8 protein-coding genes are annotated in these 9,090 nt (G+C 62.7%); 4 read left to right on the forward strand and 4 right to left on the reverse strand.

All coding sequences use genetic code 11. The features are described 5' to 3' along the window. Positions 1–42 precede the first annotated feature (42 nt). From iolD to NKJ91_RS13840, 3 genes are all read right to left on the reverse strand, one after another. Positions 43–1,887: a 3D-(3,5/4)-trihydroxycyclohexane-1,2-dione acylhydrolase (decyclizing) gene (gene iolD / locus NKJ91_RS13830; protein WP_352456001.1), complete on the reverse strand. Its 1,845-nt coding sequence runs from the start codon at positions 1,885–1,887 to the stop codon at positions 43–45. Positions 1,888–1,921: 34 nt separating this feature from the next. Continuing rightward, positions 1,922–3,856 carry a bifunctional 5-dehydro-2-deoxygluconokinase/5-dehydro-2-deoxyphosphogluconate aldolase gene (locus tag NKJ91_RS13835; protein WP_352453012.1) on the reverse strand — a complete coding sequence of 645 codons (1,935 nt, stop codon included), beginning with the start codon at positions 3,854–3,856 and terminating at the stop codon, positions 1,922–1,924. 200 nt (positions 3,857–4,056) lie between these two features. Beyond that, positions 4,057–4,785, reverse strand: a complete 729-nt coding sequence (locus NKJ91_RS13840; protein ID WP_352456002.1) for an SDR family oxidoreductase — start codon at positions 4,783–4,785, stop codon at positions 4,057–4,059. Between the two features lie 138 nt (positions 4,786–4,923). Here NKJ91_RS13840 and NKJ91_RS13845 point away from each other — a divergent pair, with 138 nt between their 5' ends. The 3 genes from NKJ91_RS13845 to NKJ91_RS13855 are packed head-to-tail and all read left to right on the forward strand — an operon-like array spanning position 4,924 to position 6,852. Then, positions 4,924–5,814 (forward strand): AraC family transcriptional regulator, encoded by an 891-nt coding sequence (locus NKJ91_RS13845; RefSeq protein ID WP_352456003.1) that lies wholly within the window; start codon positions 4,924–4,926, stop codon positions 5,812–5,814. 51 nt (positions 5,815–5,865) lie between these two features. Beyond that, positions 5,866–6,264 carry a transposase gene (locus tag NKJ91_RS13850; protein WP_352456004.1) on the forward strand — a complete coding sequence of 133 codons (399 nt, stop codon included), beginning with the start codon at positions 5,866–5,868 and terminating at the stop codon, positions 6,262–6,264. 36 nt (positions 6,265–6,300) lie between these two features. Continuing rightward, positions 6,301–6,852 (forward strand): IS630 family transposase, encoded by a 552-nt coding sequence (locus NKJ91_RS13855; protein ID WP_352456005.1) that lies wholly within the window; start codon positions 6,301–6,303, stop codon positions 6,850–6,852. Positions 6,853–6,858: 6 nt separating this feature from the next. Here the strand turns inward: NKJ91_RS13855 and NKJ91_RS13860 are convergent, their stop codons facing one another. Then, entirely contained in the window at positions 6,859–7,704 is an 846-nt protein-coding gene (locus tag NKJ91_RS13860) for a MurR/RpiR family transcriptional regulator (protein WP_023677514.1), read from the reverse strand. A gap of 153 nt (positions 7,705–7,857) precedes the next feature. On the opposite strand from NKJ91_RS13860, the gene NKJ91_RS13865 reads away from it, so the two are divergent. After that, entirely contained in the window at positions 7,858–8,967 is a 1,110-nt protein-coding gene (locus tag NKJ91_RS13865) for a Gfo/Idh/MocA family protein (protein WP_352456006.1), read from the forward strand. The last annotated feature ends 123 nt before the right edge of the window (positions 8,968–9,090 follow it).

Genomic DNA, 9,090 nt, shown 5'->3' on the forward strand with positions numbered 1-9,090 from the left:
CGTCACTCCAGTTTCAGACATTCGAGGCGCGTTCGCGGATGGCTAAAGAACCCGCCCGCTCAGCGCTTCCTCATATTTCTTGCGCGCCGCATTCACTTGCGGCCGTGCCGAGACTTCCGGCACTGCGACATCCCACCAGCTTCCACCGGCCTCGGTCGAAACCAGCGGGTCGGTGTCGATGACCAGCACGGTCGTTCGCGTGTTCTTCTTCGCTTGCGCCAGCGCCGTTTCCAGCCCGGCGATCGATGGCACTTTTTCGGCAATCGCACCCATGCTCGCAGCATGCGCGGCGAAGTCGATCTCGGGCAAGGTTTCGTGACGGGTGTCCTTCAGCAGATTGTTGAAGCTGGCCCCGCCGGTCGCAATCTGCAACCGGTTGATGCAGCCATAGCCGCGGTTGTCGAGCAGCACGATGGTCAGCTTGAGGCCGAGCATCACCGAGGTCGCGATCTCGGAATTGAGCATCAGGTAAGAGCCGTCGCCGATCATCACCACGACCTCTTCGTCCGGCTTGGCCATCTTGACGCCAAGCCCGCCGGCGATTTCATAGCCCATTGTCGAGAAGCCGTATTCTGCGTGATAGGAGCCGGGCGCGCCCGCCTGCCATAGCTTGTGCAATTCGCCGGGCAAGCCGCCGGCGGCATGAAGCAGTACCACGCTGGAGCCCATGGTGCGCTGTACTGCGCCAATCACTTGCGCGTCGGACGGATAGGCGGCATTGGTCGACGCCGTCACCTTGTCGGCATCCGCTTGCCAGTTCTTCTTGCCGGTGATCGCATTGTCGGTCCAGCCTGAAGGGGCTTTCCAGCCTTTCAGCGCCGCAGCGAGTTCGGCGAGCCCTTCCGCCGCATCGGCGACCAGCGGCAGCGCCTGGTGCTTTCCGGCGTCAAAAGGCTGCACGTTGAGCCCGATGATGGTCCTGCCGGTATGCTTGAACAATGCCCAGGAGCCGGTGGTGAAATCCTGCAGTCTGGTGCCGACGGCAAGCACGACGTCGGCCTCTTCGGCCAGCCTGTTGGCCGCCGAAGTGCCGGTAACGCCGACCGCGCCCATGTTCAACGGATGATCGTCCGGGAGCGAGGATTTGCCGCCTTGCGTCTCACAAACTGGAATGCCGGCGCCTTGCACCAGTTTTGCCAACTCCTCGGACGCCTGCGAATAGAGTACGCCGCCGCCCGCGATCACCAGCGGCTTTTTCGCCGCTTTGAGTACCGCGACTGCGGCCGCCAGTTCGTTGCGGTCCGGGCGCTGCCGTCGCGGCGTCCAGAGTCGCTCGGCAAAGAAACTCTCGGGGTAGTCATAGGCCTCGGCCTGCACGTCCTGGCACAGCGCCAGCGTCACCGGGCCGCATTCGGCGGGATCGGTCAGCACCTGCATGGCGCGGTTGAGCGCCGGCATGATCTGCTCCGGCCGCGTGATGCGGTCGAAATAGCGCGACACCGGGCGGAGGCAGTCATTGACCGTCGCCGTGCCGTCGGAGAAATCCTCGGCCTGCTGCAATACCGGATCGGGAATGCGGTTGGCGAAGACGTCGCCGGGAAGAAACAGGACGGGCAACCTGTTTACGTGCGCAAGTGCGGCCGCCGTCACCATGTTGAGCGCGCCGGGGCCGATCGAACTGGTCGCGGCCATGAAGCGACGGCGGAAATTGGCCTTGGCGTAGGCGATCGCCGCATGCCCCATTGCCTGCTCGTTATGGGCACGGAAGGTCGGCAGTTCGTCGCGAACCTGGTAGAGCGCCTCGCCGACGCCGGCGACATTGCCGTGGCCGAAGATCGCCCAGACGCCGCCGAAGATCGGCACTTTCTTCCCGTCCATCTCGGTCATCTGTCGAGCAAGAAAGCGGGTCAGCGCCTGCGCCATCGTCAGGCGGATTGTCTTGGTCATGTCGGTTCCTCCGCAGTCCTTATGCCGCGCCTTCTTATGCTGCTTTGCGGCCGCGCGCCGCAAGCCATGCCTCGGTCAGTCTCTCGAAGCGAGATGCCATGTCGGCAACCGCTTCATCGTCTGACATCTTGCCGGCAAGCCATTGTTCGGCCGCGTTGATGAAGATGGTGCGGCCGACGGCAAAGCCCTTGACGATAGACGCCTTGGCGGTGGCAGCAAAGGCCGCTTCCAATTCGTCCTGCGGCGCTTCGAGGCCAAGCAGCACAATCCCGCGGCACCACGGATCGTTCTTCAGGATCACCGCCTCGATCTTTGCCCATGCGCCGGCCGATGCCTGCGGTTCGAGCTTCCACCAATCGGGCTTGATGCCGAGTGCGTAGAGTTCCTCGAGCGCGCGCGGGATGGTCATGTCGTCGAGCCTGCCGTGCTTGCCGGCGATGATCTCGACCAGAAGTTCTCTGCCCACTTTCCGCGCGGCCTCGAACAAAGCGCGCAGTTTCTGCTGCTGTTCGCTCTTCAGCGCCGCGGGATCGTCGGGATGATAGAAGCACAGGCACTTGATGCAGTGGTCGACCGGCCATTCGGTCAGTTGCGAACCTATGTCTTGCGAGAACTCGAAGCGAAGCGGCCGCGAACCCGGCAACTCGACCGGCCGGCCGAGCCAGGCGAAGGAATGGTGGGCGAATTCGAACATCGCCTCGCGTCCGTATTTTTCGTCGAGCAGCATGCCGTAGCCGGCGCGGCCAGCCGCGACCTTGGCCGCAGCCTTGACCGTCAGCACCTTGAAAGCTGGGATTCGCGACGGATCGGCGCCGGCTTTTGCCGCGACATCCTCCAGCTGGACGCGGTGGTCGCAGGCGAACGCCATCAGCGAGGGGATGTCGCGCCGGCGCGTGGTCGCCCAATGGATGTGATTGATCGCCTCGTCCTTGCGCAGCGCCAGATGCTTGCTGCCGTTTTTCAGGAAGAACTGCAATTCCTCGAAAGTCGGGTATTCCGGTGCGCAGAGCAGCCGCGACACGGCAAAGGCGCCGCAGGCATTGGCCCAGGTCGCCGCCGTCGCCAGGCCTTCCTCGCCGAGCCAGCCGCGCAGGAAGCCCGACATGAAGGCGTCGCCGGCGCCGAGCACATTGTAGACCTCGATTGGAAATCCCTTGCCGACGATACCGTCCTCGAGGTCGTCGCTGATCGGCCCGTCATAGACGATGCAGCCCATGGCGCCGCGTTTCAGCACGATGGTTGCCGCCGACAGCGAGCGGATGGTTTTCAGCGCGCTCAGGCAATCGTCTGCGCCCGAGGCGATCATGATTTCCTCTTCGGTGCCGACGATGAGATCGCAATCGGGCAGCACCGTCTTCAACTGCGCCGAGACGCGGTCGGATTTCACATAGCGCTCGAAGCCTTCGGCGTGGCCGGCGAGACCCCAGAGGTTGGGGCGGTAGTCGATGTCGAACACCACCTTGCCGCCCTTGGCTTTCATGACACGGATCGCCTTGCGCTGGGCGGCGTCGCTGTTGGGCCGTGAAAAATGCGTGCCGGTGACGACGACCGCGCGTGCCGAAGCGATAAACGCCTCATCGATATCGTCTTTCGAAAGCGCCATGTCGGCGCAATCGCTGCGATAGAAGATCATCGGCGAGACGCCTTCATCCTCGACCGACAGCAGCACCAGGGCGGTCAGCCGCTCCGGATCGGTCTTGAGGCCTTGGACCGAAACGCCCTCGCGGGTCAGCTGCTCGCGGATGAAGCGGCCCATCTGCTCATTGCCGACGCGGGTGAGCAGCGCCGAGCGCAGGCCGAGCCTGGCAGTACCGACCGCGATATTGGCCGGACAGCCGCCGACCGACTTGGCAAAGGAAGTAATGTCCTCGAGGCGCGAGCCGATCTGCTGACCATAGAGATCGACGGAAGCGCGGCCGATTGTGATGATGTCGAGCGGCGCATGTCTCGCTTCCACGGCTTCGCCCATTCGAACCTCCCATCGGCTTTGTTGTCTTGGGTAACACGCGCGAGCGGCAGCGTGGCGCCGGCAATATGAAATAATAATTCCAATCCATAGTCAATATGGAACGAGCATTCCCAAGGCTGAAAAGTGCTGTGCAAGGCTCGCGCGTTCAGAAACTTTGAAGTCAGACGAACGTCAAGTGTCTACCACTGAAACCAGCTGATTTACCAAGGAAGCGGGCCATCATCGTTGAAGAACCCGGCGGTCGGGCCATCGGCGTCCAGGGTCGCCAGGTGAATGACGATCTCGGCCGCCTGCTGCACCGTGCGGTGACCTCTATACCCGTTGAGATCGGTGGCGGTATAGCCGGGCGCCGCGGCGTTGACCTTGATGTCTTGCGGCGCGAGCTCCCTGGCGAAGGCCACGGTGATGGCGTTCAAGGCCGTCTTGGAGCTGCCGTAGCCCATAATATTGACGGCGTGATTCGCGCTGGCGGGATCGAGCGCCCGGCCGATGGACCCGGTGGAGCTGCTCACCATCACGATCCGGGCAGCAGGTGCTGCTAGCAGCAGCGGCAGGAATGCCTGGGTCACGCGGATCGGGCCGAAGACATTGACGTCGTAGGTGGCCTGGATGTCGGCGATCCGCTGCTGGCTCGGCGGCAGGTCGTAATTGATGGCGACGCCGGCGTTGTTCACCAGCACGTCGAGGCAGGGGCTGGCCTGCCTGAATGCCTCGGCTGCCGCCTTCACACTGTCATCCCGCGTGACGTCCAGCTCAAGCCACTCCACGTCGAGGCCTTCAGCGCGCAATGCCTGCGCCGCCGCCATGCCGCGTTCGGCGCTCCTGGCGCCGAGCCAGACCTTGAAGCCCATGGTCGCCAGTCGCCGTGCGATTTCACGGCCTATACCCTTGTTGGCGCCGGTCACCAGCGCGCTTTTCGATGTTCTCATAATCGGTGTCTCCATTTTTCTTGTGGAAGACCCACAAATGGTGCGAGGCAGCGGGGGTTGCGCGCCGGAAATTCTCCGGCTCTTGCCTAATCCTCTCACGCTGTTGCGCCGCCGGTGCGAATGCGCGATGCTGGCGCAATGAGCGAAGCGCTGCAGGAGTTGATCGAGATCGCCAGCCGCCATGCGCGCGGGCGACGAACAAGAACGGCGGTTCCCCGCGTTTCGATCGGCCGCAGCGAAGTCGCCACGGCGCCAATGCCAGGGGTGTGGGGGTCGGGGATCTTATTCGTACTGCAGGGCGCGAAGACGGTTCTGATCGGCGACCGGGCTCTTCGTTACAATCCGGCCAGCTATTTCATCTATACTGTCGAGACGCCCACCATCAGCCAGATAATCGAAGGGAGCGCGGCGCGTCCTTACCTGGCCATTGGCTTGACCCTTGACCTGCAGGCCGTCGCCGCGCTCCTCGTCGAGCACGCGCCGGCCCTCAGTGGCGACAGTTTCTCCACCTCTCCCGCTGATGACGATCTGCTCGACGCGTTGCGTCGAATGATGCGGCTGCTTGACCGGCCAGCGGAGATTCCCGTGCTCGCGACCATGATCGAGCGAGAGATGCTGTTTCGGCTCCTGCAAGGCCCCCAAGGCGGAAAGCTTCGTGAACTTGCGCGCGCCGATGGCCATCTGTCCCGGATTGGCCGGGCGATCGCCTGGATCCGTTCGCATCCCCATCAGCCGGTCCGGGTCGGCGATCTGGCCGAGATTGCCCGTATGAGCAGTGCTGCGTTTTATCGTCACTTCAAGGCGGCGACGGCCATGAGCCCAATCCAGTATCAAAAGCAAATCCGCTTGCTGGAAGCCCGCCATCTGCTGATTGCCCAGCCGGGCAACGTCGCACGTGTCGCCTTCGCCGTCGGCTATGAGAGTGCTTCCCAGTTCAGCCGGGAGTATGCCCGCCAGTTCGGGTCGCCGCCTGCCCGCGACGCAGCGCGGCTTTCGGCAGAAGGCGAAACGGCAATAGAGGTGATCTAGAGCGGTTCCTGATTTGACGGAATCGAAGGGGATTCCGGATCAGTCGGTTTTGTGATTCAAGATGCTGGCTGGAGTGGAGGCCAGCATCGGATGACGCGACCTCTTTCGGATGATCTTCGCGAACGTGTTGTAGCGGCGGTTTTGGGTGGCGAGAGCCGCCGGTCGGCCGCGAAACGGTTCGGCATTTCGGTTTCGGCGGCGGTGAAGTTGTTGCAGCGCCATCGGGCGACTGGCTCGGTTGCGCCTGGCAAGATGGGCGGACATCGCAAGAGGGTGCTGGAGCCGCACCGTGCCTTCATCGAGGCGCGTGTGCGTGAGACGCCGCATCTGACACTGCATGGTCTGAAGGATGAGTTGGCCGCACGCGGGGTCAAGGTCTCGCACAACGCGGTCTGGATGTTCTTGAGGCGCGAGGGCCTGAGCTTCAAAAAAAACGCTGTTCGCCCTTGAGCAGGCGCGCGCTGATATTGCCCGCAGGCGTCAGCGATGGCGCTCTTGGCAGGCCGGCCTCGATCCGCAGCATCTGGTCTTCATCGACGAGACCTGGATCAAGACCAACATGGCTCCGCTGCGCGGTTGGGGCCGAAGGGCGAGCGGCTGCGCGGCTTGGCCCCGCACGGCCACTGGCGCACGCTGACCTTCCTCGGCGCGCTGCGCTGCGATAGGCTCGCGGCACCTTGCGTCTTCGACGGGCCAATCAACGGCCAATGCTTCCGCGCCTATGTCGAGCAGCAGCTCATCACCGTGCTGAAACCCGGCGACATCGTCGTCATGGATAATCTGGGAAGTCATAAGTCGGCGGCCATCAGGCAGATGATCAAGGCGGCCGGCGCCAGGCTTTGGTACCTACCGCCCTACTCCCCAGACCTCAATCCGATCGAGCAGGCCTTTGCCAAAATCAAACACTGGATGCGCCAAGCTCAGAAACGTACCGTCGAGGACACTTGGCGCCACATCGGCCACCTCGTTGAAACGATCGAGGCAACCGAATGCAACAACTACTTCGCAAACGCCGGCTACGCTTCCATCAAAACGTGAAAGGCTCTAAGGCTTGCGCTTCTTGCCAGTATCGCGCCGCTTCTCGCCGACCGCGACGGTCAGCGCCATAGCCAAAGCCATCGTCGCCGACAGCGAGCGGAAGCCGGCGAAATCGGCCTCGGCGACCTCGAACCAGACCCTGGCGAATTGGGCGAGTGGCGAAAAGGAGCTGTCGGTAATCGCCACGATCGGCACGCCTTGCTCCGAAATGACGCGCGCCTCCTCGATGGTGGCCGGGGCATAGGGCGAAAAGCTGATGGCGATCACGGCGTCCCTTGGAGAGGCAAAGCCGATCATCTCTGCATTGAGGCCGGCGGCCGATTCGATCAGCTGGTTGCGGATCTTGAGCTTGCCCAATGCATAGGCGATATATGAGGCGACCGGGTAGGAGCGCCGCTTGGCCAGCACGTAAATGGTTTCGGCCTTGGCCAACACGGTGATCGCATCTTCGAAATGGTCTTCATTCAGCGTGCGCGAAATGTCGTTGAGCGAGGTACTGGCTGCGGCAACAAAACCGTCGAAAATCGCGCGGTGGCCGGCGCCTTCCTCGGCCTTGGCGCGCAATGCCGCCAGCCTTTCATCATAGGATGAGTTGCGCTCGCGCAGGCGCTCGCGAAACACCAACTGCAGGCTGGTGAAACCATCAAAACCAAGCTGCTGGGCAAAGCGAATCAGGGTCGAAGGCTGGACACCGGCGGAAGCGGCGATGCTGGCAGCGGTGCCGAAGGCGATATCGTCTGGGTTGTCGAGCGCATAGGCGGCGATCTGGGCGATACGTTTCGGCAAGCTGTGGCGCCGCTCCAGGATCGTCGCCCGCAGCGTCTCGAAATCGCGCGGCACCCGTTCGTCCATCGTCGCTCCGCCCAGGCTCATCGTCTGGTTCCCTCTGTGCCCCATCATAGCGGGCCTGTGCAAGAACACCATAAAAAATGAGACAAGCGTTCCATCTCCAGACAAAATGGACTAATTCATCCACACAAATTTTGCACACAGGGAGGCAAGCGGATGGTCGGGGTAGGTCTTATCGGCACGGGTTTCATGGGCAAGTGCCACGCCATTGCCTGGAACGCGGTCGGCACCGTCTTTCCCGATGTGGCCAAGCCAAGGCTGGTCCATCTGGGCGAGGTCAACGAGGATCTTGCCAAACGCCGTGCCAGCGAATTCGGCTTCGCCAAGGCGTCCGGTGACTGGCGCGCCGTCGTCGACGACCCGGATGTCGATGTCATCTCGCTGACCACGCCGAACCAGTTCCACCCGGAAATGGCCATCGCCATCCTCGAAGCCGGCAAGCACCTGTGGTGTGAAAAACCGATGGCGCCAAGTTTTGCGGAGGCGCAAGCAATGGCTGCGGCGGCCCAAAAGTCCGGCAAGGTGGCCGCGCTTGGTTATAACTATATTCAGAACCCAGCGATCCGCCATATCGGCGCGCTGCTCGACGAGAAGATCATCGGCGAGGTCAACCATCTGCGTATCGAGATGGACGAGGACTTCATGGCCGATCCGGAGGCGCTGTTCTTCTGGAAGCACGAGGCGGCGTCCGGTTACGGCGCGCTCGACGATTTCGCCGTGCATCCGCTGTCGCTCATCGCCGTACTGTTCGGCCGCGTTGCCCGCGTCATGTGCGACATGGCCAAACCCTATGCCGACCGCCGCGTCGCCTCGGGCGGGCGCCGCGCGGTCGAGACCTACGACATCGCCAGCATCCTGATGCATCTCGAAAACGGCATCGCCGGCACGCTGCTGGTCAACCGTTCGGCGTGGGGCCGCAAGGGCCGGATCGCCATCCAGATTTTTGGTTCGAAGGGTTCGATCCTGTACGACCAGGAGCGGATGAACGAGTTCCAACTCTATCTGACGGCCGACCGGCCGACCGAGCAAGGCTACCGCACCATCCTGGTGGCGCCGCATCATAAGCCTTATGACGCCTTCCTGCCGGCGCCCGGCCACGGACTTGGCTTTAATGACCTCAAGATTATCGAATGCCGGGAACTGTTGACGCGACTTGCCGGCAAGCCGGCGCGGATCATCGATTTCGACGAAGGCCTGGAGATCGAGCGCACGGTGCACGCGATGGCGCGCTCGTTCGCGGAACAGCGCTGGATGGAGGTGCGGTAGTAAGCCCCTTCCCCCACAAGGAGACCTTTGCATAGAAGCCGATTGGTGATTCTGTGATGATGGTCGAAGCAGGGAGATTCGGGATGGCGGATCGTGTTCTGGGTCAGTTGAGTCTGGCGGACG

The sequence above is a fragment of the Mesorhizobium sp. M0040 genome, assembly GCF_040323505.1.
GTDB lineage: Bacteria > Pseudomonadota > Alphaproteobacteria > Rhizobiales > Rhizobiaceae > Mesorhizobium.

What these genes read in the sequence shown, in the direction of transcription:
- iolD (WP_352456001.1), bottom strand. Translation starts at nt 1,887, where the DNA reads ATGACCAAGACAATCCGCCTGACGATGGCGCAGGCGCTGACCCGCTTT.
- NKJ91_RS13835 (WP_352453012.1), bottom strand. Translation starts at nt 3,856, where the DNA reads ATGGGCGAAGCCGTGGAAGCGAGACATGCGCCGCTCGACATCATCACA.
- NKJ91_RS13840 (WP_352456002.1), bottom strand. Translation starts at nt 4,785, where the DNA reads ATGAGAACATCGAAAAGCGCGCTGGTGACCGGCGCCAACAAGGGTATA.
- NKJ91_RS13845 (WP_352456003.1), top strand. Translation starts at nt 4,924, where the DNA reads ATGAGCGAAGCGCTGCAGGAGTTGATCGAGATCGCCAGCCGCCATGCG.
- NKJ91_RS13855 (WP_352456005.1), top strand. Translation starts at nt 6,301, where the DNA reads ATGGCGCTCTTGGCAGGCCGGCCTCGATCCGCAGCATCTGGTCTTCAT.
- NKJ91_RS13860 (WP_023677514.1), bottom strand. Translation starts at nt 7,704, where the DNA reads ATGGACGAACGGGTGCCGCGCGATTTCGAGACGCTGCGGGCGACGATC.
- NKJ91_RS13865 (WP_352456006.1), top strand. Translation starts at nt 7,858, where the DNA reads ATGGTCGGGGTAGGTCTTATCGGCACGGGTTTCATGGGCAAGTGCCAC.